Annotated in this window: 26 protein-coding genes and 1 riboswitch; of the genes, 12 read left to right on the top strand and 14 right to left on the bottom strand. The window is 31.4% G+C overall.

Translation table 11 applies throughout. The features are described 5' to 3' along the window. Positions 1-143: 143 nt before the first annotated feature. From ACMOUI_RS04055 to ACMOUI_RS04035, 5 genes are all read right to left on the bottom strand, one after another. Positions 144-1,343, bottom strand: coding sequence for a bifunctional 3,4-dihydroxy-2-butanone-4-phosphate synthase/GTP cyclohydrolase II (locus tag ACMOUI_RS04055; protein WP_418964456.1), 1,200 nt, complete (start codon positions 1,341-1,343; stop codon positions 144-146). A gap of 17 nt (positions 1,344-1,360) precedes the next feature. After that, positions 1,361-2,017: a riboflavin synthase gene (locus ACMOUI_RS04050; protein WP_418964455.1), complete on the bottom strand. Its 657-nt coding sequence runs from the start codon at positions 2,015-2,017 to the stop codon at positions 1,361-1,363. After that, on the bottom strand, positions 2,002-3,099 hold the full coding sequence (gene ribD, locus ACMOUI_RS04045; protein WP_418964454.1) for a bifunctional diaminohydroxyphosphoribosylaminopyrimidine deaminase/5-amino-6-(5-phosphoribosylamino)uracil reductase RibD: 1,098 nt from the start codon (positions 3,097-3,099) through the stop codon (positions 2,002-2,004). The genes ACMOUI_RS04050 and ribD overlap by 16 nt, the downstream gene beginning before the upstream one ends. 2 nt (positions 3,100-3,101) lie before the next feature. Next, positions 3,102-3,575 (bottom strand): 6,7-dimethyl-8-ribityllumazine synthase, encoded by a 474-nt coding sequence (gene ribE, locus ACMOUI_RS04040; RefSeq protein ID WP_418964453.1) that lies wholly within the window; start codon positions 3,573-3,575, stop codon positions 3,102-3,104. An 89-nt stretch (positions 3,576-3,664) separates the two neighbouring features. Beyond that, positions 3,665-3,792, bottom strand: a riboswitch (FMN riboswitch). 61 nt (positions 3,793-3,853) lie between these two features. Then, complete coding sequence (locus tag ACMOUI_RS04035) at positions 3,854-4,684, bottom strand: N-acetylmuramoyl-L-alanine amidase (RefSeq protein ID WP_418964452.1); 831 nt, start codon at positions 4,682-4,684, stop codon at positions 3,854-3,856. A 156-nt stretch (positions 4,685-4,840) separates the two neighbouring features. Here ACMOUI_RS04035 and ACMOUI_RS04030 point away from each other — a divergent pair, with 156 nt between their 5' ends. After that, entirely contained in the window at positions 4,841-5,116 is a 276-nt protein-coding gene (locus ACMOUI_RS04030) for an HU family DNA-binding protein (protein ID WP_023049818.1), read from the top strand. 130 nt (positions 5,117-5,246) lie between these two features. Further along, complete coding sequence (gene fusA, locus ACMOUI_RS04025) at positions 5,247-7,310, top strand: elongation factor G (RefSeq protein WP_418964451.1); 2,064 nt, start codon at positions 5,247-5,249, stop codon at positions 7,308-7,310. Positions 7,311-7,352: 42 nt separating this feature from the next. Here fusA and ACMOUI_RS04020 read toward each other — a convergent pair whose 3' ends face one another. The 3 genes from ACMOUI_RS04020 to ACMOUI_RS04010 all read right to left on the bottom strand — a co-directional run bounded on the left by ACMOUI_RS04020 (position 7,353) and on the right by ACMOUI_RS04010 (position 10,570). Then, a complete protein-coding gene (locus ACMOUI_RS04020; RefSeq protein ID WP_418964450.1) occupies positions 7,353-8,318 on the bottom strand; it encodes a magnesium transporter CorA family protein in 966 nt (321 codons plus the stop codon). A gap of 22 nt (positions 8,319-8,340) precedes the next feature. After that, positions 8,341-9,435 (bottom strand): DNA polymerase III subunit beta, encoded by a 1,095-nt coding sequence (locus ACMOUI_RS04015; protein ID WP_418964449.1) that lies wholly within the window; start codon positions 9,433-9,435, stop codon positions 8,341-8,343. Positions 9,436-9,541: 106 nt separating this feature from the next. Then, on the bottom strand, positions 9,542-10,570 hold the full coding sequence (locus ACMOUI_RS04010; protein ID WP_418964448.1) for an extracellular solute-binding protein: 1,029 nt from the start codon (positions 10,568-10,570) through the stop codon (positions 9,542-9,544). Positions 10,571-10,728: 158 nt separating this feature from the next. Between ACMOUI_RS04010 and ACMOUI_RS04005 the strand changes: the two genes are divergently transcribed. From ACMOUI_RS04005 to ACMOUI_RS03960, 10 genes are all read left to right on the top strand, one after another. Next, on the top strand, positions 10,729-11,493 hold the full coding sequence (locus tag ACMOUI_RS04005) for a TrmH family RNA methyltransferase (RefSeq protein ID WP_418964447.1): 765 nt from the start codon (positions 10,729-10,731) through the stop codon (positions 11,491-11,493). 21 nt (positions 11,494-11,514) lie between these two features. After that, positions 11,515-12,294, top strand: a complete 780-nt coding sequence (locus ACMOUI_RS04000) for a Cof-type HAD-IIB family hydrolase (RefSeq protein WP_418964446.1) — start codon at positions 11,515-11,517, stop codon at positions 12,292-12,294. 32 nt (positions 12,295-12,326) lie between these two features. After that, positions 12,327-13,607, top strand: coding sequence for a serine/threonine protein kinase (locus ACMOUI_RS03995; RefSeq protein WP_418964445.1), 1,281 nt, complete (start codon positions 12,327-12,329; stop codon positions 13,605-13,607). After that, entirely contained in the window at positions 13,597-14,475 is an 879-nt protein-coding gene (locus tag ACMOUI_RS03990; RefSeq protein ID WP_418964444.1) for a VacJ family lipoprotein, read from the top strand. The genes ACMOUI_RS03995 and ACMOUI_RS03990 overlap by 11 nt, the downstream gene beginning before the upstream one ends. A gap of 2 nt (positions 14,476-14,477) precedes the next feature. Beyond that, positions 14,478-15,869, top strand: coding sequence for a dipeptidase PepV (gene pepV / locus ACMOUI_RS03985; protein ID WP_418964443.1), 1,392 nt, complete (start codon positions 14,478-14,480; stop codon positions 15,867-15,869). 229 nt (positions 15,870-16,098) lie between these two features. Then, complete coding sequence (locus tag ACMOUI_RS03980; RefSeq protein ID WP_418964442.1) at positions 16,099-17,277, top strand: DUF3798 domain-containing protein; 1,179 nt, start codon at positions 16,099-16,101, stop codon at positions 17,275-17,277. Between the two features lie 73 nt (positions 17,278-17,350). Continuing rightward, entirely contained in the window at positions 17,351-18,943 is a 1,593-nt protein-coding gene (locus tag ACMOUI_RS03975) for a sugar ABC transporter ATP-binding protein (protein ID WP_418964441.1), read from the top strand. After that, positions 18,936-19,970, top strand: coding sequence for an ABC transporter permease subunit (locus ACMOUI_RS03970; protein WP_418964440.1), 1,035 nt, complete (start codon positions 18,936-18,938; stop codon positions 19,968-19,970). The genes ACMOUI_RS03975 and ACMOUI_RS03970 overlap by 8 nt, the downstream gene beginning before the upstream one ends. Next, complete coding sequence (locus ACMOUI_RS03965; RefSeq protein ID WP_418964439.1) at positions 19,971-21,068, top strand: ABC transporter permease; 1,098 nt, start codon at positions 19,971-19,973, stop codon at positions 21,066-21,068. Then, on the top strand, positions 21,065-21,415 hold the full coding sequence (locus ACMOUI_RS03960; RefSeq protein WP_418964438.1) for a DUF6672 family protein: 351 nt from the start codon (positions 21,065-21,067) through the stop codon (positions 21,413-21,415). Before ACMOUI_RS03965 ends, ACMOUI_RS03960 begins: the two co-directional genes overlap by 4 nt. A 36-nt stretch (positions 21,416-21,451) precedes the next feature. On the opposite strand, the gene ACMOUI_RS03955 is transcribed toward ACMOUI_RS03960, so the two are convergent. From ACMOUI_RS03955 to ACMOUI_RS03930, 6 genes are all read right to left on the bottom strand, one after another. Then, positions 21,452-22,084 carry a murein L,D-transpeptidase catalytic domain family protein gene (locus tag ACMOUI_RS03955; protein ID WP_418964437.1) on the bottom strand — a complete coding sequence of 211 codons (633 nt, stop codon included), beginning with the start codon at positions 22,082-22,084 and terminating at the stop codon, positions 21,452-21,454. A gap of 177 nt (positions 22,085-22,261) precedes the next feature. Continuing rightward, positions 22,262-23,893, bottom strand: a complete 1,632-nt coding sequence (locus ACMOUI_RS03950) for an Rqc2 family fibronectin-binding protein (RefSeq protein WP_418964436.1) — start codon at positions 23,891-23,893, stop codon at positions 22,262-22,264. Beyond that, positions 23,893-24,570 carry a MarR family winged helix-turn-helix transcriptional regulator gene (locus ACMOUI_RS03945; RefSeq protein WP_418964459.1) on the bottom strand — a complete coding sequence of 226 codons (678 nt, stop codon included), beginning with the start codon at positions 24,568-24,570 and terminating at the stop codon, positions 23,893-23,895. The genes ACMOUI_RS03950 and ACMOUI_RS03945 overlap by 1 nt, the downstream gene beginning before the upstream one ends. Then, positions 24,570-25,211 carry a ribulose-phosphate 3-epimerase gene (gene rpe, locus ACMOUI_RS03940; RefSeq protein ID WP_418964458.1) on the bottom strand — a complete coding sequence of 214 codons (642 nt, stop codon included), beginning with the start codon at positions 25,209-25,211 and terminating at the stop codon, positions 24,570-24,572. Before rpe ends, ACMOUI_RS03945 begins: the two co-directional genes overlap by 1 nt. Before the next feature lie 47 nt (positions 25,212-25,258). Then, positions 25,259-26,125, bottom strand: a complete 867-nt coding sequence (gene rsgA / locus ACMOUI_RS03935) for a ribosome small subunit-dependent GTPase A (RefSeq protein ID WP_418964457.1) — start codon at positions 26,123-26,125, stop codon at positions 25,259-25,261. Between the two features lie 35 nt (positions 26,126-26,160). Continuing rightward, positions 26,161-26,834, bottom strand: a 674-nt coding sequence (locus ACMOUI_RS03930; protein ID WP_418964435.1) for a PASTA domain-containing protein, incomplete at its 5' end; no start/stop codon positions are given.

The following is a 26,834-nucleotide window of genomic DNA, read 5'->3' as shown; positions in this document are numbered from 1 at the left end:
GTTTAAGGATTTAAAAAGAAAAATATCAACAGGCGATTATTCTAAAAGTGAAAAAGAAAAACTTGAAAATGATATTGATTATTATTTAATGGTTTTAGATGATTTAAAAGATTAGAGCTTGAGATTTTATCTCAAGCTCTTTTTTAGTTTATTTTAAATAGGTGATTCATTTTTTCTCTTTTAGTTCTTAGATATTTAGAGTTACAACTATTTGATGGAAATTCAATCTGTGTTCTATCACTGATATGAATACCATATTTTTTTAAATCATCTATTTTTTTTGGATTGTTGGTCATTAAGTTTATACTTTTTATGTCTAAAAGTTTAATCATTTGGGCAGCCACAGCAAAATCTCTAAGGTCTGGATCAAATCCAAGTAGAGTGTTAGCTTCAACAGTATCTTTTCCCTGAGCCTGTAAATTATAAGCCTTTATTTTGTTTAAAAGACCTATACCTCTTCCCTCCTGTCTCATATATAGAAGTACTCCTGAACCATTTTTAACAATGCTCTCAAGGGCTTTATCAAGTTGACTTCCACAATCACATTTTAGTGAACCAAAAGCATCACCAGTTAAACATTCAGAATGAACACGTAGAAGAACATTCTCCTTATTTTTAATATCTCCAAAAACTAGAGCAACATGCTCTTTATAGTCTATTGTATTTGAAAATCCAACCAGTTTAAATGTACCATGTTTTGTAGGTAAAGGAGCTTCACAAACCAATTGAGTTTGAAACTCATTTGCCTTTCTATATTCAATTAAATCCTCAATTGTAATCATTTTTAAGTCATGAGTTTTACAAAATTCAATTAAGTCAGGAACTCTAGCCATCTCTCCATTTTCTTTTATAATTTCACAAATAACACCACAACCGTTAAAACCAGCTAATTTAGCCAAATCGACAGAGGCCTCAGTGTGACCAGGTCTTTCTATTACTCCGCCTTTTTTAGCTATTAGAGGGAATATATGCCCAGGTTTTTTAAAGGCACTACCTGAAGTTGCCTTAAAAGCTAAATCCTTAATAGTATTGTGTCTATCCTCAACAGAGATTCCAGTAGTAGTTCCTAAAACTGAATCCACAGACACAGTGAAAGCTGTTTGATGAGAATCACTATTGTTAACTACCATAGGGTTTAAGTCCAACTCTTGTGCTCTTTTCTCTTCAATAGGAACACAGACTAAACCTCTTCCAAATTTTATCATAAAATTAATATTTTCTTTTGAGATGATATCCCCTATTCCAACAAGATCTCCCTCATTTTCTCTATCTTCATTGTCCACAACGACAATTAATTTACCATTTTTCAAATCGTCAATCGCTTCTTCGATTTTATTAAACATATTATCCTCCTTAATAATTAGAAAAATCCATTTTCAGCTAAAAAACTTTTGGAGAGATTAGATGAAGATTTTTCAGTAGTTTTTTCTCTGGCTAGGAGCAATTTTTCAAGGTGTTTTCCAATAAGATCAGTTTCAACATTAACTAAATCTCCCACTTTTTTAAAACCAAGAGTTATGGATTTTTGAGTGTGTGGTATTAGAGATACAGTCAACGATGAGTCAGTTAGCGATGCAACAGTTAAACTAGCACCATCTAAAGTGATTCTTCCCTTATAGACAACGTATCTCATAAATTCAAGAGGTATAGCAATTGTGTATTTTTTAGCAAAACCATCATCACTTATTGCAGATATTTTTCCACAGCAATCAACATCACCAGTAACTAAATGACCACCTAAAAAAGATTGTAAAGTTAAAGATTTTTCCAAATTAACTAAACTTCCAGTTTTTAAATCCTTTAAAGCTGAAACTTTTAAAGATTCATTCATTATATTAGCTGTAAAACTGGTATTAGAAAGTTTAACAACAGTTAAACAGACTCCATTAGTAGCAATACTATCTCCAATAGCTGCATTCTGTAAAACTTTATCACAAGATATAGTTATATCAGCACCTTGGGGAGTTCTATCGATAGATATCACTTTTCCAAGCTCTTCAATTAAACCGGTAAACATCCATCCTCCTTATAAAACTCAAATCCTACATTATTGTCATAGAGATTTATCTTTATGTTTTCAAGAGTGATACCCTCATCAATAAGAAGAGGCGAAAATCCACTTAAAAATGGTATGGCAAGATTATCACCTAATATTTTAGGTGCAATCATAATCTCACCTCCATCATAAAGATTCTCTTTGAAAAAGGATGAGATTACACTAGATCCACCCTCAACCAGTATAGAGTCAATATTATAAGACCCTATTTTTTTTAAAATATCTTTTAAGTTCTCACTCTCTGAGAAAGTTATAAATTTTATTGCAAATTTATCTCTTAAAAATTGGAACTTTTCTAAATTAATGTTTTTATCAGATGTAATAATAAAGGTCTTTTGATCAGTATTATTACTTATTATACTATATTTTTCTGATATAATTAAATCTTTATCTAAAATTAGTCTATATGGGTTTCGATTTCCCACAGTTTTACATCTAAGAGATGGATTATCTTGAATAACTGTATTAGCTCCAACTAAAATTCCAGAGAAAAAATTTCGATAATTCTCAACTTTTGTTCTAGCTAGAGAGTTTGTAATCCATTGAGATGAAAATGCCTTAGTGGCTATCTTTCCATCTAAAGTAATACCCACTTTTATAAATGTGTAGGGAATTTTATTCTCAATATATTTAAAGAAAACTTTATTTAGATCTCTGGCTTCCTTTTCTAAAATACCAACAATAACCTCAATACCAGCCTCTTGTAGTTGTTTTATTCCTCTTCCACTAACCAGTGGGTTTGGGTCTAAAGTGGCGATTACACATTTTTTTATCTTAGATTTTATAATAAGCTCCGTACAAGGAGGTGTTTTCCCATGGTGTGAGCAAGGCTCTAAAGTGACATAAAGAGTGCACCCCTCTGTAATAGGAGAGTTATTTATAGTATTAACCTCAGCATGTGGGCCACCATAAAACTCATGATATCCCGTAGCTAAAATCTCATTATCTTTAACAAGAACAGCACCAACAAGTGGATTTGGATTGACAGCTCCTATCCCTTTTTTAGCCTCATTAATAGCTATTTCCATAAAGTAATTATGCATAGTTACGCCTCTGAAATAGTTCTTATAAGATTAACAGTTTCAATAGCAGAAAGTCCAGCTTCAAACCCTTTATTTCCAGCCTTTGTTCCAGCTCTTTCAATGGCCTCTTCAATAGAGTTAACTGTTAGTACTCCGAAAATAACAGGGATTCCAGAGTCTAAAGAGATTGATGCCACACCTTTAGAAACTTCTGAACAAACGTAATCAAAATGTGGAGTAGCACCTCTAATTACAGCTCCCAGAGCGATAACAACATCAAATTTTTTAGTTTCAACCATCTTTTTTGCAATAAGAGGAATTTCAAAAGCTCCAGGAACCCAAGAAACATGAATGTTCTCTTCGTTAACCGAATGTCTTTTTAAAGCATCAATAGAACCAGATAACAGTTTAGAAACAATGAACTCATTAAATCTAGCACAAACGATACCAACCTTTAAATTTTCTCCTATAAAATTTCCCTCATAAATTTTTACCATTTTAGTCCTCCTCAAATTTTTTTATAAAAAAAACCGAAGATAGACTTCGGGCATAAAAAAGTAATAATATTAGAAATTTGTGCATAAAAAAAACACTTCTTCCATCCAGACTATACTGTCGGTTTTGGAGTTTCACCAAATCAAACCCGAAGGTTTCGCGGACTATCACCGCCGGTCGGGAATTGCCAAATAAGCTCACCCTGCCCTGAAGTTTATCTATCATATTTTATTATTCTTATTTTGATTATAAAACACATAGAGTTATTTTGTCAATAAAATTATTTGTATTTTTTATTTAATGCCTTTATGATAGCAAAAGTTTCAAGATCGAAAACACCATTAACTTTTCTAGGTCTAAAGTGCATTTGAAAAGCTGAAACTACCTTCTTACTAGGTAAATCCCAAGTGTCAGTGGAGTTGATATCATACCCATATTTACGCAGCTCATCTTTTAAATCCTCAACAGAGTATGATTCAAAAAGTTCTTGAGAGTAATAGGTGTTGAAATCTTTTTTATCAAACCAAGCTCCCACACCATAGTTATCATAGAGATGTTTCCACGGGAACTTTGGACCTGGATCAAACTTTCTAGTTGGCGCAATATCAGAGTGCCCTAAAATATATTTAGGATTGATTTTATACTTGGTAGTAAGTTCTTTTAATAGCATTCCAATTTTAAAAACTTGGGCATCATTGTAGGGGTAAAACATAGTTGTATCAACTATACCCTCTTTTAAATTAGATGTCTTCTGCTTACTAGCACTGGAATAACCCAAATTAGAGATCTCTATCCCTATGGAGTTATCATTTAGATTTTTGTAACCATCAAAGGAACTAGTTCCAGCATGCCAAGCTCTTTTAGCATCAGGTACTAAGGAATAAACAGAATCATACCTTTCCTGAGTAACTAAGTAGTGAGAACTGACATTATTTTTTGTTAAAGCAGTGATAGAACGCTCATCATTTAAGGCAGTGTAGTGTAAAATAACAAATCTAACTCTCTCATTATAAGATTTTGACTTGTATTTAGACGAATTAACACTGTATTTTAGCGATGTGCACGAAGATAATACAAGAGTTAAAAGCAAAAAAATCTTTTTTTTAATCATATAAAGAACTTCCTTTCCTTTGGTATAATTTGATTATATAATAAATTGTCAAAAAAATCCAAAAAAACCTAAAAAACATTTGAAATTAATTGGTTTATGTGATATAAATGACTGTACTTAATTACAATAATAGAAGCATTTTAGGAGGAAAATATAATGACAAAAAAAGAATTCGCAAAAGTATTATTTGAAAAAGGTGTATTCTCTTCAAAAGCTGAAGCAGAAAGAAAATTAGATTCAGTTCTAGTTACAATAGAGGAGACTTTACAAGCTGGAGAAGAAATTAACTTCATCGGATGGGGAAAATTTGAGGTAGTTGAGAGACCTGAGAGAACTGGAAGAAATCCTAAAACTGGAGAAGAAATCAAAATAGAAGCTAAGAAAACTGTAAAGTTCAAAGCTGGAAAGTCTTTAGTAGACAAAATGAACTAATATTTAACCACTTAAACCGAGATTATTCTCGGTTTTTTTTATGTCTTTTGGAAATTACTATTGACTTATTAAAAAATATTAGTTATATAAGTACTAACGTAAAAATCTCTTAAAAATAGGAGGAACAATTATGATTAGTTATGAAATGAGCGAAATAAGGAATATAACCCTTTTAGGACATCGTGGAAGTGGAAAAAGTAGCTTAGTAGAGGCCATGTTATACATATCTAATACAACCCCTAAGATGGGGAGTGTTGACTCTCAAACAAGTATATCAGATTTTGATAAAGAGGAAATGAAACAGGGATTTTCAATTAATACGTCAGTGATACCTCTTGAATATTTAGGGCACAAGTATAATATACTTGATACACCTGGATACTCAGATTTCTCAGGAGAGGTTTCATCAGCTTTAGCGGTTTCAGGAGGAGCAGTTTTAGTTATAAATGGAGCGGCAGGAGTTGAAGTGGGAACAGAAAGAGCTTGGAGATTACTTGAAGAAGCGGGGATTCCAAGAGTGATTTTTATCAATAAAATGAATAAAGGAGTTCATAACTATGAGAAACTTCTCTATGATATGAAAGAAAAGTTTGGAAAGAAAGTAGCGCCATTTTGTATACCAATAGGATTTGAAGAGGAGTTTAAGGGGTTCGTAAATGTGGTGGACCTAAAGGGAAGAGTTTTTAATGGGGCTTCATGTGAAGACGCACCAATTCCAGAGGACATAGATGTTTCAGAAGTGAGAAATCTTCTATTGGAAGCTATTGCTGAAACGGATGAAAATCTTTTAAATAAATATTTTTCGGGTGAGGAGTTTACAGAGGAGGAGATTAAGCAGGGCTTACACAATGGGGTTGTCAATGGGGAGATAGTCCCTATTGTTATTGGTTCGGCAAGTAATGGAATAGGTGTGAGAACTCTTTTTGAAATGCTATATAACTATTTACCAACGCCTTCAGAGGTAAATGATGGTATAAAAACTGGATATACAGTGGATAAAAGTGAAATGCTATCAAGAAAAGTTTGTGTAAATGAACCATTTTCTGCAGTTATATTTAAAACAATAGTGGATCCATATATGGGAAAAATATCGCTTTTTAAGGTCAATTCTGGAACTATAAAAAAAGATGATGAGATACTAATTTCAAATAAGGGGTTAAAGGTAAAGGTTGGAAATATATCATTTTTTAGAGGTGGAAAACAACTTCCAGCTGATGAAATAAGAGCTGGAGATATAGGAGCTATGACAAAGGTTCAAGAGGCTCAAACTGGAGATACTCTATGTGATAAGGATAGCCCTATTCTATACCAGGTGATAGAGTTTCCAAAACCTTGTCTATATATGTCAATTGTGCCTAAAGAAAAGAGTGATGATGATAAATTAAGTGGTGCTCTTCAAAGATTGATGGATGAGGACCCATCATTTTCAATAGTTAGAAATTATGAAACAAAAGAGTTAATAATAGGGGGTCAGGGAGAGAAGCATTTGAATATACTTCTTAATAAATTGGAAAATAAATTTGGAGTGAATGCAATCTTAAAAGAACCAGAAGTATCCTATAGAGAAACTATTAAAAATAGTGTTGAGGCTCAAGGAAGACATAAGAAACAATCTGGAGGAGCTGGACAGTTCGGAGAGGTATTTATAAAATTTGAACCAAATAGTGATGATGAGTTTGCTTTTTATGATAACATTCATGGAGGAGTTGTGCCTAAAACATATATTCCAGCGGTAGAAAAGGGACTGATGGAAGCAAAGACTAAGGGAAAACTTGCAGGATATCCAGTTATCAATATAAAAGCAACACTGTATGATGGTTCCTATCACCCTGTGGATTCCAATGAGATCTCCTTTAAACAAGCTGCTATATTGGCATTTAGAAAAGGTATGGAAACAGCTAGATGTGTTCTATTAGAACCTATAGTAAAAATGGAAATAATAGCTCCTGATGAGTATATAGGGGATATTATGGGGGATATGAATAAGAGAAGAGGAAGAATTTTAGGTATGGAACCTAAGGCATACTCTGAACAACTATTAACTGTTGAAGTACCTGAGAGTGAGATATTGAAATATGCAATAGATTTAAAATCGTTGACACAAGGTAGAGGAAGATTTGAGTACAGTTTTTTAAGATATGAGGAGCTTCAAGAAAATTTAGCTCAGAAAGTGATAGAGAGTAAGAAAAAATAGATAATAAATAGTAAAAAGCTCTGATAAACAGAGCTTTTTGCTTTAGAATAACTCTTTTTTAAATAGAATCCAAGTGATTATAATACCGCATGCTACTGCAACAAGTACAACCCAAAGGAAACCATAGGTATCCGATGCAAAGGGAACACCTCCAACATTCATTCCCCAAAGTCCTGAAACTACAGTGGGAATGGCAAAGACTATAGTTATAGAGGTAAGTTTCTTCATAACTATATTAAGGTTATTGGACATAACTGTGGAGAAAGCATCTCTGGTACTTCCTAAAATACTTGAATATATATTAGCCATTTCAATGGCCTGTTTAGTTTCAATTATAACGTCTTCAAGAAGTTCTAAATCATCGGGGTATCTTTTTACAATCTCAGTTCTCATCATTCTTTCAAGAACAGCCTCATTTGATTTTAAAGATGTTGTAAAATAAACCAAACTTTTTTCTAGCTCAAGAAGGAGCATAAGTTCTTGATTTCTAAGATTATTTTTTAATTGTCTCTCAATATTATCACTAATTCTTCCAATCTGCTTCAGATACAGTAAGAAGTATGTGGAGTTTCTAAAAAGCATCTGTAGAATAAATCTTGTTTTCTTAAAGGTAAAAAAACTTTTGATTCTTCCTTGAACGAACTCTTCAATAAGAGATAGCTTAACTGTAGAAACAGTAAGAATATGATCCTTTAATAAAATTATACCAAGAGGAACAGTTGTGAAAGAACAACGATTATTATCATCATGAATAGGAACATCAATGATTACTAAGATAATATCGTCATCTATTTCTAAACGGGCTTTTTCCTCTTCGTCAAGAGCTGCTCTAACGTGTTCTTCAGGGATATCAAAGCTATTTGTTACAACTTTTATCTCCTCTTCAGTTGGATTTGAGAGGTGAATCCATGTATTCTTTTCCGTAAGTTTTTCAACTTCCAATGTTTCGGATATTGAAAAAAGTTTTTTTTCTAAAATATCATTATGACTTTTGTAAATTTTTATCATAAAAACCGCCTAAATTTGAGTGTTAGTCTCTTAAAGCAAGAGGCATTAATATATATTTGTAAGAGTTATTGTCTCTTTCGGTAATTTCAAACATAGCTGAAGACGTATTTCCTCTAATAAAAACATTGTTATTTAAGTTCTCTACGAATTCAAAAAGAAATTTTATATTAAGAGAGCACTTGAAATCCTCTCCAGTTTTGATCATCTCAACCTTTTGATTAATCTTTGCTTTTCCTGATGAAGCGGAGATAGAGAGTTTCTTACCTTTAAACTCTAAAATAGCTCCATTTTTTGATTCATTACTAGTTCTTGCAACTGTAAGTACTTTTTTAAGAGCACTTTTAAAATCATTATAGTTAAATTCCATCTCTTTACTAAAACTATTACCACAAAGAATAGCATCAAAATTTGGGAATGGAAGAGTTGTAACTTTTGTAAGGAAATATGTATTATCCCATAAAAAAATAAGGTTTTCTCCATTTGATCCAATTATAATATCTTCATTTAAGTCTTTTATAAGTTTACATAAAATACTTACAGATTCAAGAGGTATAGAAAAATCTTTTGATAAAAGAGCTCTGTTATCTGTCTTTAAATAAGTTAATCTATAAGAATCAGTTGATACAAAGGAGATTCTGTCCTCTTTAAATAAAACTCTGATACAATTTATGGCAAGATTTTCAGTTGATGGAGCAACAGAAAATCTTGTTTTCTCAAAACTTTTATAAAGCTCTTGAGGAGATATTCTAGCAATTTCATCAACGATTGGTAATCTTAAATTTTCAGGAAAGTTATCATTATAAAGCAGAGTGAATTCAGCTAAATGAATTGATAAGATATCATTTTTAGATGAAAGAGTGATTATCTCATCATCTAAAAGTTTTATATATTCCAAAGCTAAATTTGGCTTAAAAATAACAATGCCCTCTTCTATTGTTTCACAATGAACAGTTTTTATATAATTAACATCAAGATTAGTACCTGTAAAAGTTACTTTACCACTACTTGACTCTATTTTTAAACCGGAGATAATAGGTTTAATTGGATTATCTTTTAAAATATTAATAAATTCAGAGAAAATTTCAACTAAATCATTTCTTCTAATGTTAAAATTCATGGGGTTCCTCCTAAAATTAGTCTTTTCTAAAATTATACACTATAAATAAGAGCCTTACAAGAAATAAAAAAGTCTAACTTAAAATTTTAAGTTAGACTTTCTAAAATTAATCAATAAGAATCTCTTGCCAATATTTACTTTGAATATCTAGAGTATTTTTTATATCTCTTAAAATCTCAGTATTTTTTAAATCCTCAATTGAATATAGTGGTTCAACAGTGATAAGTTCTCTAGCTGGAACATTTATAGAAGGTACTCTCAAATGCTCAGCAATCAATCTATAATTTTCAGGTCTTTGAATAAAGTTTAAAAACTTGTATGCCGCTTCTTTATTAGGAGCAGTTTTAGGAATTACAAATGAATCGATATAAGCTGTTCCACCTTTTTCAGGAATTATGAACTCAGTAGTTTCTAATTGCTCAGGAGTTAGCTCATTAAGAACATTATCAGGATAGCAATGAACAACCCAGAAATCACCATTAGCAAAACCTTTACCAAAAGATTCTGAATCAAACTTAGCTATATTCTTTTTCCATTCTTTTACAAGGTCAGCAGCCTGTTTTATAGCGGCTTCATTCTCAGTGGTTTGTGGGTAACCAAGAGTACCTAACGCAGAGGTCATAACCTCTCTCATATCATCAAGTAGTGTCATCTTACCTTTGTATTCAGGATTGTTATAAATACTGAAGTCCTTTGGAAAATCTTTAACATACTTTGTATTTACAGCAATAGTTGTTGCACCCATAGCAAAAGGGAAAACATAGTCATTGTTAGCATCAAAATACTGTAATTTTTCAAGAACCATAGGATCTATATTATTAAATGAGGATAGTTTAGATTTATCAAGTTTTTCAATCATTCCATCATTCATTAAAATTTCTGCATAGTCAGTTGAAGGTGTTAAAATATCATAACCAGTTCCTCCAGCCTTAATTTTGGCGAACATCTCCTCATTTGAAGAGTAAATATCTTCTACCACTTTAATACCCGTTTCTTTTTCAAAATCTTCATAAATTTTGGTTGGAATATAATCTGCCCATCCATAAAGATAAAGAACATTTTCATTGGCTTGTTTTTCCTTGCCACATGAAAGTAGTAAAAAAATCAAAGATAGTAAAGTTACTATTTTTTTCACTTAAACCTCCTTAAAAATATAAATTTTATAACTAATATAAATTGTATTATATTTTTTAGATATAGTCAAGGAGAATTAGGGAGATTATTTCACTAGAAAATAGCGTGAAATTAATGTATAATCTAAATAAAATATGAATAATTTTAGGAGATAAAAAATTGGATATAATAGCGAGTAAAGATAATGAGCTTTATAAGAGCTTAAAAAAATTAAAGACAAAAAAGTATAGAGAGATAGAGGGAAGTTTTCTTGCAGAGGGAAGAAAATTCTTAGAGTTTGAGGAGACACCAAAACTGATATTGTTTAAAGAGGGTATATCTCAAGAAATAGTTGAAATGGCACAAAAACATGAGTGTAGAAAGATAGTTCTAAATGAAAAATTGTTTAAAGAGTTAACTTCTCAAGAGAACTCACAGGGTGTTATTATATGTTATAATTCAAAAGTTCAAAAGTTAGAAAAGATAGATAACAATGTAGTTGTATTAAATAGAGTATCTGACCCAGGAAATTTAGGAACAATTATAAGAGTAGCAGATGCAGCAGGATTTAAGGATATAATTTTGACTAAGGGAAGTGTGGATTGCTACAATGAGAAAACTGTTAGAAGTAGCATGGGTTCGATTTTATCTGTAAATATACACTATGTTGAAGAGAGTGAAGTTATGGAGTTCTTAAAAGAGAGAGGGTACAAAGTGATTGTGACTGCTCTAGAAAAAGATTCAATCCCTTATACAAAGATGACATTAGGAGATAAAAATGCCTTTGTATTTGGAAATGAAGGGGATGGAGTTTCCCAGGAACTAATATTAAAAAGTGATGAAAAAGTTATTATTCCAATCTATGGTAGTGCAGAGTCATTAAATGTGGCTATGGCTACAGGGATAATACTGTATGATGTGAGAAATAAACTAGAAAATAAATAGAGAGCTAGGAGAGAAAAACAGATGATAAAATTAGTTGTTACAGACATGGATGGGACATTTTTAAATGATAAAAAGGAGTTCTCAGAGGAGTTTTGGGAAATTTATTCAAAAATGGAAGAAAAAGGTATTAAATTTGTTGTAGCAAGTGGAAGACAGTATCAAAATTTAAAAAAAAATTTTGACAGAATTATGGATAGAATAGTTTTCATAGCTGAAAATGGGAGTTATGTCATTGAGAGAGAGAAAGAGATATATTCAAGAGTTTTATCCAAAGAGATAATAAAAAAGTATGTTGGAATTGGAAGAAGGATACCTACAACAAATGTGGTACTATGTGGTAAAAAGTCAGCGTATATAGAGTCAGTAGACCCAAAATTTGTAAAAGAAGTTGAAAAATATTATGAAGAAAAAAAAGTGGTTTTAGATCTTTTAGAAGTTAATGATGATGAAATAATAAAAATAACCTACTGTGATTTAAGTGGAACGGAGGAGAACGTATATCCTTATGTAAAGGATGAAAAAGACTCTCAAATTGTGGTTTCTGGTGAGATTTGGCTAGATATAAGTCATTTGGAATCAAATAAAGGAATAGCCCTAGAAGCACTCCAAAAAGAACTTGGAATAACTTATGATGAAACAATGATTTTCGGAGACTATTTAAATGATTATGAGATGCTAAAAAAAGGAAGATACAGCTTCGCAATGGAAAATGCTCATGAAGAGATAAAGAAAATTTCGAACTTTATGGCAAAAAGTAACAATGAAAATGGTGTGATAGAGGAATTGAAAAAAATCATTTAAAATCAATTATTTTAAGGAGGGAAATTTTTATAATGAATATATGTTCAAAAGTTTTATTTATGCTATTTTTAACAGTAAATATTTTTGCTGAGTATAAATTTCCAATAAAAAATCCATATATAGCAACAATTGTAGGAAGTTCTAAAATTATGACAGAGGGAATACCTGATAAGGTACCAACTAAGGATTTTAAAATATTGTTAGAGAGAAGTAATAAAGTACCTCCAAATATGTGGTTTGATAAGGGATTTAACTTTTCCTTAAGTAAGCAGAAAGGAAAAGCACCATTAATTTTTGTTTTATCAGGTACAGGATCAGCGTATAACTCAATAAGAACAAAGAACTTTCAAAGGATATTTTATAATGCTGGCTATCATGTTTTAACAGTAACTTCTGTTTTTAATTCAAACTTTATATTGAACGTTTCAAATAGCAGAGTTCCTGGGGTATTAATACAAGATGGACTAGATTTATATAATGTTATGGGAGATATGTTAGATAAGGTAAAAAAAGAGGAAAAACTTGAAGTTGAAGATATATATTTGATGGGCTACAGTATGGGAGCGACACACTCAGCAGTTCTATCCTATTTAGATTCTCAAGGAAAAGATTTTAACTTTAAAAGAGTATATATGGTAAACCCATCCATTAATCTATACTATTCAGCAACTGTTTTAGATGATATGCTATATAAAAATATAAAAAATAAAGGTGAAATAGTAGATATTATAGATGAAGTTATGGAAGTGGTAAAAAAGAGTATATCTCCAAGTGATCTACAGATAACTGAGGAGGGTATATACTCCATTTTTGAAAAGCAGGAACTTTCTAATAAAGAGATGGAAACATTGATTGGATTAGCCTTTAATTTAACATCCATTGATTTAAACTATATAGTGGATCAAATAAATGGAACACATGTATATTCAAGCACATCTCCAGAAAAGTTTTCAAATATGTACCCATATTTCAAGGGGATCAATTTTGCAAGTTTTAGTGACTATTTAAATAATTTAGCATACCCTTATTATATGAAAATATTGGGTGGAGACCTCACTTTTAATGATATGCTAAAGTATGGAGATTTGAGAATTATAAAAAATTATTTGGAGAAAGAGAACAAAATTGTAGCTGTAACCAATGAAGATGATTTTATCTTGTCTAATAAAGATAGAACTTTTATAAAAACAGTATTTAAGGATAGAAGTTTAATATACCCAGATGGTGGGCATTGTGGAAATATGTTCTATCAAACAAATGTAGATAAAATGTTAGAATTTTTACAGAAGGGGGTTTTCAACAATGAACTATAGAAGAGTAATTCTAGCTTTAAGTTGTACATTTTTTATAGGATGTTCCTCTTTAGAAAAAAAATCTAACTATTCAGAAGCGAACTTAACAAAGAAAGAGACTATAAAAGAGCACACTCATTTAAAAGAAAAGAGTTATTTGACTTTAAATGCAGACAAAAAAAGCGAGTATGAGTCTGAATCTATAAAAAGTGAAATAGTGACAAAAAAAGAGATAAATGGAACAAAATTTATAGAGGTCTATGACCCATTAGAACCCTTAAATAGAAGAATTTACTATTTTAACTACTATCTGGATAAATATGTTTTAATTCCAGCAGTTAACACATATGAATTTATAGCTCCAAAAATTGTTCAAAAAGGTGTTTCAAACTTTTTCTCAAACTTACAAGAGATTAATACTTTTATAAACTCTATATTACAACTGGAGGGGAAAAAGGCAACTATAACACTTGTGAGATTTGGAATAAACTCAACAATTGGTATATTGGGTCTATTTGATGTGGCATCTGCTTTAGAATTACCTAAAACTTATGAAGATTTTGGGTTGACTTTAGCAAAATATGGAGTAGGAAATGGACCATACCTTGTTTTACCAGGTTTTGGCCCTTCAAATTTAAGAGATACAGCAGGAAAAGCTGTTGGAATAGCAAGTATATCTGAGATTAATCCATATGATCAGCCAGTGGGATTTGATGTAAATAACATTGGAGTTACCACTATGGGGGCAATCAATACAAGAAAAGAAAATCAAAACTTTAGATACTATGGAACAGGGAGTCCATTTGAATACGAGTATGTAAGATATTTTTATACAAAGTATAGAGATACATTAATAGATGTCAATGATGTAAACGGGAGAGGTGAGTAATTGTGGATTTACAAAAGTTAGTATTAAATTACAAAGATGATGTTGTAAAATCAATTCAAGAGTCGGTGAGAATTAAGAGTGTTCAAGAGGATGCCTTGGAAGGAATGCCTTTTGGAGAGGGACCTGCAAAGGCGTTGGAGCATATGCTAAATCTTGGAAAAGAGTTAGGGTTTGAAGTTGAAAACTTTGATAACTATGCAGGGCATATTGACTTTGGAGTGGGACCTGATGAAGAGATGATAGGTATTCTAGGGCATGTGGATGTTGTACCTGAAGGGAAAGGGTGGGATTACCCTCCATATGAGGCTAGAATAGTGGATGGAAAGATGTATGGAAGAGGTGTTCTTGATGACAAGGGACCTACGATAGCTGCACTTTATGCTTTAAAAGCTATAAAGGATTCAGGAGTTAAGTTAAATAGAAAAGTTAGAGTTATAGTAGGAGCTAATGAGGAGACAGGTTGGGGATGTATGAATCATTATTTTGGAAAGCTAAATATGCCACAACCAGCTATGGCATTTACTCCAGATTCATCATTTCCAGTAACTTATGCTGAAAAAGGTATTTTACATTTAATGATTAGTAAAGATTATGATGAGAAATTAGACTTTACAATAAAAGGAGGAGTTGCTTTTAACTCTGTACCGGATTCAACAGTTGGAACATTCCCACTATCTATGAAAGAGGAGATTCTAGCTAACTTAGACAGATATAATGAGGGAAAAGAGTTTAAAATCTCTGCATCAGAAAAAGATGGAAAAATGGAGTTAGTTTCTTTGGGAAAAGCTTCTCATGGAGCTAGACCAGCTAATGGATACAATGCAATAGCAGCTCTATTTTCATTCTTATCAATGTTAAAAATAGAGGATGGAAAATTAAAGAATCTAGTTGAGTTCTTTAAAGAGTATGTTAAAATGGAGTATTCAGGGGAGTCTTTAGGGATTGCTTTTAAAGATGAACCATCTGGCGTATTGACATTAACAATTGGAAAAATTGAGTGTGAAGACAAAAAGGTGATGTTTGGATTTGATATTAGATACCCAGTTACTTTTACTAAGGAGCAAGTTATTGAGCAAGTGGCTAAAAGAGCAAATAGCAAGGGACTGGAAGTGACAATTAGATCAGCTAAAAATCCTTTATATGTTCCAAAAGATAGCTTCTTAGTTACAACTCTAATGGATATATATAAGAATATAACTGGGGATGTCGATGCAGAACCAGTTTCTATTGGTGGAGGTACATATGCAAGAGCCGTAACAAATGGAGTTGCATTTGGAGCTCTATTAAAAGATCAAGAGGATAATATGCACCAGAAAAATGAGTATTTAGAGTTGGATAAATTGGATACTTGGTTAAAAATATATGTTCAAGCAATATACGATTTAGCTAAATAAAAGTGTAAGAAAAAACTGCAGTGATGCAGTTTTTTTTTATTTTCACCTCAACAAAAAAGAACGAAAATACTAAAAAAATAGTATGATAAAAAAATAAAAATTATATAAATAATAATAATATATATTATAAATGTGAACATATTAAAAATATATTTTTAAAAAAAGAATATATGAAATATATTGATTCAAATAATGAAAATTAAATAATCACTAGGGAGGGATAAAATTTATGAAAAAGTTTTTTTTAATTTTAATGAGTTTTTTATTATCATTGGTCACTATGGCTGAAGCACCATACCATATTGGGGTAATAACAGGAACTGTTTCTCAATCTGAGGATGGACTGAGAGGAGCTGAAGAAGCTATAAAGTTATATGGTGCAGCAGATAAGGGAGGGGAGATTGTCCATGTAACATATCCTGATAACTTCATGCAGGAGATGGAAACAACAATATCTCAAATGGTAAGTCTAGCAGATGATCCTAAGATGAAGGCAATTGTTATTGGAGAAGCTATTCCAGGAACTGTAGAGGCATTTAGAAGAATTAGAGAGAAGAGACCAGATATTTTACTATTGGCAAACTCTCCACATGAGGACCCAGAAATGATAGGAGAGGTATCTGATTTAGTTGTGAATCCAGATAGTATAGCGAGAGGGTATCTAATTGTAAAGGCAGCAAAGGAGATGGGAGCGGATAAATTTATGCATATCTCTTTTCCAAGACATATGAGTTATGAGCTTCTATCAAAGAGAAGAAATATAATGAAAGTTGCTGCAAATGATTTGGGAATGGAGTTTATTGAGATGACAGCGCCAGATCCTGTAAGTGATGTTGGTGTTGCTGGTGCTCAACAATATATATTGGAACAAGTTCCAAATTGGATAAAGAAATATGGGGATAAGACAGCGTTCTTCGCAACAAATGATGCTCATACAGAGCCACTTTTAAAAAGAGTTGCAGAACAGGGCGGATATTTTGTAGAGGCTGATTTACCATCGCCAACAATGGGATATCCAGGAGCTTTAGGAATACAATTCTCAGAGGATGAAAAAGGAAATTGGCCAAAAATTTTAGAAAAAGTTGAAAAGGCAGTAAATGAAAAAGGTGGAGCACAGAGAATGGGTACTTGGGCATACTCATATAACTTTTCAGTGACAGTTTCTCTAGTTGAATTAGCTAAAGAGGTTCTTGATGGAAAGGCTCAAGTGGATGATTTTGAAGCTCTAAAGGAGGTATTGGCAAAGAATACTCCAGGGGCACAATGGAATGGAAGTAACTATGTGGATGTAAAGGGTGTAGAAAAAGAAAATTTCTATCTATTATACCAAGATACATATGTTTTAGGTAAAGGATATTTAAAAATGACAGAACTAGAAGTGCCAGAAAAATATTTTTCAATAAAATAATTGAAATAGCTGACCACTAGTCATTAAGTCTAGTGGTCATATTTTTAATAGAGCTATCAAAAGGAGTGATAAAATGCAAAAAGAACTTTTGAAAATGTCAGGAGTCTCTAAAAGCTTTGGTGAAAATATCGTATTAAAAGATATAAATTTTACCATAAATAAGGGAGAGATAGTTGGATTAGTTGGAGAGAATGGAGCGGGGAAATCTACACTGATGAAGATAATATTTGGAATGTCTGTGATAGAGGAAACTGGAGGATACAATGGTGAAATGCTTTTTCAGGGAAAAAAAGTGAAGTTTAAAAGTTCTTTTGATGCTTTAAATGCCGGAATAGGAATGGTTCATCAGGAATTTTCGTTAATTCCAGGATTTAAGGCTTCAGAAAATATTGTATTGAACAGAGAGAGTTTAGAAAAATCATATCTAAAAGAGATTTTTGGTGAGAGAATTAGTAAGATTAATTTTCAAAAGAACACTGAAAGAGCTAAAGTTGCAATATCTCATCTAGGAATTGACTTAAATGTGGATACAAAAGTGGAAGAGATGCCTGTGGCACATATGCAATTTACTGAGATTGCCAGAGAGATTGAAAGAGAGAATGTAAAACTTTTAGTTCTAGATGAACCAACAGCTGTTTTAACAGAAAAAGAGGCTGAGATACTTTTAAAAACAATGAAAAGATTAGCTAGTGAAGGAATAGCAATCATATTTATAACACATAGATTGGATGAGATTATGGATGTTAGCGATAGAGTTATTGTTTTAAGAGATGGTGTAATGATGAGTGAATTAGAAACTTCTAAAACCGATGTGAATGAAATCACAAAATTAATGATTGGAAGATCAATCAGTAATGAAAAATCAAGAAAAAAATCTGAAGAAAAATCTGAAGAAACTATTTTAGAAATAAAAAAACTATGGGTTGATATGCCAGGTGAAAAAGTAAAAAATATAAATTTAAAAATAAGAAAAGGTGAAATCTTAGGACTGGGAGGAATGGCTGGTCAGGGTAAGGTGGGAGTAGCCAATGGAATAATGGGTCTTTATACTGCTGGTGGAGAGGTTCTTTATAAGGGTTCTAAGATAGAGCTAAACAGTCCTAAAGTGCCTTTAGAAAATGGGTTATATTTTGTATCAGAGGATAGAAAAGAGGTTGGACTTATACTGGATGAGGAGATCAATATGAATATTGCTTACCCATCAATATATATAAAAAATAGATTTCTAAAGAGTAAATATTTTGGATTATTAAAAAGTGTAGATACTGAAGCTATAAAAAATAATACAGAAAACTATATAAAAAAATTAGAGATTAAATGTGTAAATGGAAATCAAAAAGTGGGTGAGCTAAGTGGAGGAAATCAACAGAAGGTTTGTTTAGCAAAGGCCTTTACTATAAATCCAGAGCTTCTATTTATATCTGAACCAACACGAGGAATAGATATAGGTGCAAAAAAAATTGTTTTGGAAACATTAAAAGAGTATAACAGACAGAGTGGAATGACAATTATTTTAACCTCTTCAGAGTTGGAGGAGTTAAGAGCTGTTTGTGATAGGGTAGCGATTATAACAGAGGGAGAGGTTGCAGGTATCTTATCCCCAGAGGATGACTTGTTAGAATTTGGAAAACTAATGACAGGATTAAAGGGGGATAAAAATGAATGAGAGTATACTAAAAAAAATAGATAAAATTGGACTTCCAAGAATAATAATAGCATTATTTCTGATATCTCTTTATGTATTAGCTCCTTTTGTAGGAGTGAATTTAAAAACAGCTTTTCAGGATACTTTAATTAGGGTTGGAATGAACATAATCTTAGTTTTATCACTGGTTCCAATGATTCAGGGAGGAACAGGATTAAATTTTGGAATGCCGCTTGGAGTGGAAGCGGGACTATTGGGAGCAGTAATAAGTATAGAGCTAGGTTTAACAGGTATGTTGGGGTTTGTAGGAGCTATATTAATATCTCTACCAATATCAATTGTATTTGGTTATGGATATGGTTCTATCTTAAATAAAGTAAAGGGTGGAGAGATGATGATAGCAACATATGTTGGATTTTCATCAGTTGCATTTATGTGTATTATGTGGTTGATACTTCCCTTTAAAAGACCGGATATGATTTGGGCCTATGGAGGAGAGGGATTGAGAACTACAATAAGTGTTGAAGGGTATTGGAATAAGATTTTAAGTAAATTAGTATTGAGTTCAAATAACTTCAGTTACATTGGAGAGATAATATTCTTTCTATTTTTAGCATTCTTAATAAAGGAGTATTTTAAAAGTAAAAATGGTTTAGCTATGAAAGCTGTAGGAGCCAATGAGAAATTTGCAAAATCATTGGGAGTAAATATTGATAAAACAAGAGTTAGCTCAGTTATAATGTCAACTATGATAGCTGGAATAGGGATAATAGTTTATCAGCAGAGTTTTGGATTTATCCAGTTATACCTAGCGCCTTTTTATATGGCATTTCCAGCAATAGCAGCTATTTTAATAGGTGGAGCTTCAGTGAAAAAAGCTTCAGTATTTAATGTTATAGTGGGAACAGTTCTATTTCAAGGTGTTATAACAATGACCCCTGTTGTGATAAGTGGAGTTATAAAAACAGATATGTCTGAAACAATCAGAGTGATAATTTCAAATGGAATGATATTATATGCACTAACAAGAAAAGGGGGGCAAAGCTAGATGGATAAAATAAAGAACTTTTTAGAAAAAAATATTGTTCCAATCTTTATACTGATATTTATATCTTTAATTATTCCAATCTCTAAATTAACTCCTCAATATTTGATACAAGAGATGATATTGAGACTGGATAGAAATCTATTTTTAGTTCTATCTCTATTGATTCCAATAATAGCTGGAATGGGACTAAACTTTGGTATTGTACTTGGTGCAATGGCAGGACAGATAGCATTGATTTTTATAACTGAATGGAGAGTTGTAGGTTATCAGGGGGTTTTCTTAGCTATGATTCTATCGACACCAATAGCGATGCTATTGGGATATTTCAGTGGAAATATCTTGAATAAAGCAAAGGGAAAAGAGATGATAACATCAATGATATTGGGATTATTTATGAATGGTGTCTATCAACTTGTAGTTTTATATGGAATGGGAAGTATAATAAGAATATTAAATCCAAAATTGATTTTATCAAGAGGAAGTGGAATTCGTAATGCAATAGATTTACAGGGTATTAGAAAAGGGTTGGATGGACTATTAGAGATAGATATTCTAGGACAAAAGATTCCAATGGCCACATTTTTAATAGTGACACTGCTTTGTATTTTTATAGTGTGGTTTAGAAAGACAAAACTGGGTCAAGATATGAGAGCTGTGGGACAAAATATAGAGATAGCGAGAGCTGCTGGAATAAACGTGGATAGAACAAGAGTTTTAGCCATTGTAATATCCACTGTACTAGCTGGATTTGGACAAATAATATACCTGCAGAATATAGGGACAATGAACACATATAATAGTCATGAACAGATAGGGATGTTTTCTATTGCCGCTCTTTTAATAGGTGGGGCTTCAGCGGTAAAAGCGAGTATTCCAAATGCGATAACAGGGATAATACTTTTTCATATGATGTTTATTATATCTCCTGTGGCAGGTAAAGAACTTATGGGTTCAGCTCAAATAGGGGAGTATTTTAGAGTGTTTATTTCCTATGGAGTTATTGCTTTAGTACTGGTTATGCATGAATGGAGAAGAGAACGAGAAAAAAGGGTTAAAAGAGATGAACAGATATCTAAAAGTCAAGGTGAGGCTATATGAGAAAAAAAATTAGTTTAGCTATTTTTTTTATTATAGTGTTCATTGTTAGCTGGATATTATATTCTAGTGGTCAACAGCATACACTTGTTATAAATAATATTTATTCAGATAAAAAGATGAGTAAGAATATTGTGGTTAAAGTTTTTGGGGAAAAAGATAAAAAAGTGGGGAAAAATAAAAAAGCTGTAATGGATTTAAAGGGGAGTAGTCATAAGTTTTTAATAGAGATAGATGGAGTAAAAAAAGAGGGAGTAATAAAGTTCAGCTTAAATAAAAGTGCAGAACTAGAGGTAGAAAACTTTTTAAATGAGAAAGAAGGTTGGTTAAAAGAGACTGAACAGTATTAAAAAAAGGAGAGTTTCTCTCCTTTTTTCATTTTTGTATTAATTTATAAAACGACTCTCTTTTAAATATTTCATATCATTACCAGCAATAAAAACTATAGAGTTATCAGATAGTAAATCGATAACCTCTTTGGAAAGTTCAGTGGGGATGGCTGGACATCCAAGGGTTCTACCTAAAAATCCCATTTGATCAATATACTTTTTTGAAGCATAGTCGGCACCATGTATAACAATAGCTCTATCATAGGCATTTGAGTTAAATCTATTCTCAAGACCTTTTAATCTTAATGAGTAACCGTAGTTTCCAACATATGGTTTCGTATCAGTTATAAAAAATCCCAAAGAGCTTTGAAAAGAGTTTGGAGCATTTGAGAATTTAGTAGCTAAAACTTTGCCACTATTTTTTCCATGGGAAACATATGTATAGTACATCAATTTTTTCTTTTTTAAATCTATAACAGAAAATCTTGGTTCAGTAGATGGTTTAGTAAAATCAATAACTGTTAAAAATTGAAAACTTTTACCTTTAATTTTAGAAGCTCCTTTTACAGCATGTTTAAATACATCATAATCCATTTTATCCTTTAGTTCCAAGGACCTATAAAGAGATGAGGTAGAGCTTAAAGTAGCTATATACAATATAAAAAATAAGAATAGAAATTTTTGTTTCATAAACCACTCCTGAAAATAAAATCTTTTTTTTATTATAGCAAAAAAAAAGTAAAAAAGATATTAAATTGAGACTATATATTTAGGAAATAATCTGTGAACTATTACCACCTCAATAGAGAAAGAGGTTTTCTCAGAGCGTTTTGATAAAAAATAAAAGGGCACTTTTAAAGTACCCTTTTAAACAGTTACAACTATTGATTTAAAGATTTTATATGTAACAAAACCAGGTCTAGCGCCTTTAGGTTTATTTAAATATTTAACTTGAGTGTAATCAACTGTAAGTTTAGTTCCAGCTGGAAGTTTTGACTGCTGACCACAAAAAACAGCGATATCATATATAGCTTTTTCAGATAGATGCTCAGTATGACTTACAATGGCGTGAGTTCCAGGCATATCTTTACAGTGGAACCACATATCATCTCTATTGGAATACTTAGTTGTTAAAGCATCATTTTCCAAGTTATTTCTACCATATTTAACTAAAATATCATCAATAGTAATCTCTCCAAAAGAAAAGGATTTTGTAACAATTTTTTTACTATGTTTTTTATTATTTTTGATTTTAGATGACAGTTTAAGATAACCTTCATTTAAAAGTTCCTCTTCAATTAGTTTAAGATTCTCTTTTGAATCACTGGTATTTATAAAAGTTTCAACACTTAAAAAATACTTTAGGTTATTGGAGATTTCAACTAATCTTTTCTCATTAAACTCCATACCTTTTTTTAGTTTGTTATATTTTTTATAGATTTTTTCTAGGTTTATTTGAGGTGTAACTAGAGGATCCAAAGCTATCTTACACATTGAGTCATTATAGAAATCATATAACTCCACTTCAGACATACCCTTTTTTACAGAGTATAGGGATGCCGCTAGAATATCTCCAAGCTCTCTATATCTATCAAAATCTTTTTTCTCATCTAAATCTTTTTTTATAGAAACAATTATTTTTTCAGATTTCTTAATCTCTTTTTTTATACAGGTTATTAACTTATCCTTTAAAATTTTAAATGTATTTGAGAGATTTTCATTGGATAAGTAAAAATTAATTAACTCCTGGAAAGAGTTAAACTCTTTTACAGAGTGGTACTCTTTAGGTTCTATATTCAGAACAGTGGCTAAAATAATCTCATTGTGCTCATTAAAGAATATTTTAGGGGAGATTTTGTCATTTAGAATCTCTACCAGATTGTCAAAAGAGGTAAGAGAGTTAGCTAAGAGCTTACCGAGTCCCTCCACATTTTTAAGAAGTGTTTTCTCCTCTTTCTCTCTGTTAAATTCAGCTTCAGTAATAGCTAGAGGAGAGTTTTTTTTCTCTAAATTTGGAGTGTTATAATCAATGCCTGGAAATAGAATCCTATTTGGATTTTCCTCAATAGAAAAACGTTTTATAGAGTCTAAAACTTTATTATCCTTAGTGGTTAAAATAAGGTTTGAATGTTTTCCCATCATTTCAAAGTATAGATTATAAGTTTTAATTTCCCCAAGTTCATTTAATTTTGAGAATGTGAATACAAGGATTCTATCAAAACCAATCTGCTTAATTGAGATTAAACTTGAACCAACTATATATTTTTTTAGATTTAAAGAGAATGAACTATTTTCCTCCAATAGATTTTCCTCTTTTATATCTGATAGGTAGCATAATGAAAGAGAAGGGAAACAAGAGAGAATAAATCTCTGTTTCCCAAAGTTAAGACTTATAGCTAAGGAACTAGTTTGAACAACTTTATTGACACCTTTTCCCTTTAAAGTGCTTTCTAGTTCATCTTTAATTTTATTTAAAGATATACCATCAAGGTACAACATTACTCTTCTACCTTTATTGCAATAAGATTTTTTGCGTCTAAAAGATTAACTTTTAATATAGAACCATCCTCTTTTTCAAGTGCTACCTTATCTTTTTCTTCAGATTCTACAATTTTAACAGTTGAATAGTGCTCTATTCCATTATTTGAAAAGTAATCTTGAACAATTGGAGTACCCTTTACTTCATTGATAGAAACAATTGTACCTGCTGGAAACTCTGTTACAGAGTGAGGTTTAAAAAATTCTGTCTTATCTTTCAAATTTTTTAAAATTAATTCAAAAGTTTCAGTAAAGTGATTTAAATCCTTTTCTGGTATGTTTTCAGTGATAGTTGAAATAATATTTTTATGATAATTATTGTGATAGTTCAGTGCTTCAATCCCTTTTTTAGATAGAGAAACATAAACTTTTCTTCTATCTGCATCTGACCTAACTCTATCAATAAACCCTTTTTCTCTCAATTTGGTGATTGCCACTGTGGCAGTTCCCATAGTTATTCCCAGTCTGTCAGAAAGCTCATTCATACTCAATGATTCCTTTCCAATAGCCTCAATAATATGTAACTCAGTGTGAGTTAAACATTTTATTCCTCTTTTTAATGCAAGATCTTCAGTTTCATAAAATAGTTTATAAAAATTTTCTAAAACATCATTTACTTTATTTATATTATTCATAATTATCTCTCCTTTAAAGATTTGATTCTCTCCGTATAATCTCCAGAGAAAACATATGAGCCAGCAACGAAAACATTAGCCCCAGCCTCTATACATTTCCCAATAGTTTCATTAGTTATACCACCATCGACCTGTATATCAATATCACTATTTAAACTACGTACTTCTTTAATTTTTTGAATTGAGTTTTCAATAAATTTTTGTCCTCCAAATCCTGGATTAACTGACATAACCAACACCATATCCAAATCATCAATAACATATTTAATAGCGTCAACAGAGGTAGCAGGATTTAAAGAAACACCAGCCTTAACTCCAAAAGACTTTATCAATTGAATAGTTCTATGTAGGTGTTTTGTAGCCTCAGCATGAACAACAATAATGTCAGCCCCAGCTTTAACAAAGTCCTCTATGTATCTCTCAGGTGCTTCAATCATAAGATGTACATCAAAAACTAGCTCAGTTTTATTTCTGATAGCTTTTATAACAGGTGCTCCAAATGTAATGTTAGGTACAAACATACCATCCATAACATCAATATGAACATAGTCAGCCCCGGCTTTGTCAATAGCAATAACTTCATTTCCCAATTGACTAAAGTCAGCAGAAAGTATTGATGGTGCTATTTTGATCTCTTTTTGTATCATTTAAAAATTCACTCCCTTTACAATTTTGTTTGATTAAGTAATAATTATTTGTATTTGTTCCAAATCTCATTTTTAGATTTTTCATAACAACGTTTATAAAAGTCATATCTTTCTTTTGTAATTTTTCCTGACTCTGTAGCAGCTTTAACTCCGCAGTTAGGTTCATTAATATGGACACAGTTATTAAATTTACATCCATCACCAAGTTTAAACTCTGGGAAAAGATCTATTAACTCTTGAGCATTTTCAGTTGGAGGTAACTCCACTGAGGAAAAACCAGGGGTATCTATAACAAAACCACCACTTGGAAGAGAAAGAAGTTTGCTATCTCTAGTAGTATGTTTACCAGCTCTTAATCTCTTACTTGTCTCTCCAGTTTTTAGTTCTTTAGAATCTTGTAAAAGATTCAATATACTCGATTTCCCAACACCTGATGGACCTCCAAAGGCAGTAACTTTATCCTTAAGAAAATCTCTCAGTTTATCTATTCCAATATTTTCATAAGTTGATATGTAGAAAACAGGAATATCTATTTTAGATAGATACTCTAAATTAGTTTTGATATCCTCAAACTCCTCTGGTGTTAGTAAATCTATTTTATTTATTATTAAAACAGGATTTATTTTGTTATATAGGCTATTCAAAATTAAAATGTTTATTTTCTCATAATCAATTACAGGGTCTTTAGCAGCAAATTGAATAACTCCATAATCTATATTTGCAACTAAAGGTCTTCTTAAAAGATTTTTTCTAGGTTTAACCTCTGTGATAAATCCATCTTCGTCGAAAACTACATAGTCTCCCACAGTACAGTTTTCTCTTTTATCAGACCTCTTTAAAATACCCCTTAATTTACAAAGGTACTCTTTCCCGTCGCTTTCAATATTGTAAAAACCTTGGATTTTATTGATAACAATTCCTTCGATAATAATTCACGCTCCTTCAATTAATAACTTACAACAATATCAATGATAGTTCCAGCAGGAACAGTTTCTCCAATATGTGTAGTTTCTATAACGATTCCTTTTTCTAAGTCAGGGACTACCTTTTCTCTCACATTACCAACAATAAGTCCTTTTGAAATCAACTCATTATTTGCTTCTTCAAAAGTAAAACCAATTGTATCTGGAACTTCAACAGAAGCCACTGAATTAGAGTTACTTAATAAAAGAGAAACTCCTTTATTTTTTTGAGTACTTTGTCCAATGGAAGGGGTCGTAGCTAAAACAGTATTATATGGTAAGTTTGAAGATGTATAGGAAACTTTTTTTATCTTAACTCCCTCTTCCTGTAATTTAGCTGAAACTTCTATTAAGTTTTTGTTGGTGAAGTCAGGCATAGTGTAGTCATCTTTTCCCTTACTTAACCAAACCCTAACAGTTCTACCCTCTTTAACAACTTTTTCTGGAACTGGGTTTTGTTTAAAAATAGTTCCAGCTGGTAGATTGGAAAAGTCATTTCCTGCAACAATTACATTGACCTTATCGATGGTTTGAATCTTACCTACCTGCTCTAAATTCATTCCAACAAGATTTGGCAATGAATAAAAACTCTTATTAAAATATGTTTTTAAAAATATATTAAAAGTAAAAAAACAAATAAAAATAATAAGTATAAATG

Source organism: Cetobacterium sp., from assembly GCF_048470075.1.
GTDB lineage: Bacteria > Fusobacteriota > Fusobacteriia > Fusobacteriales > Fusobacteriaceae > Cetobacterium_A.
Note: the sequence above shows the minus strand (reverse complement) of the source record. Positions and strands in the feature narration are given on the sequence as shown.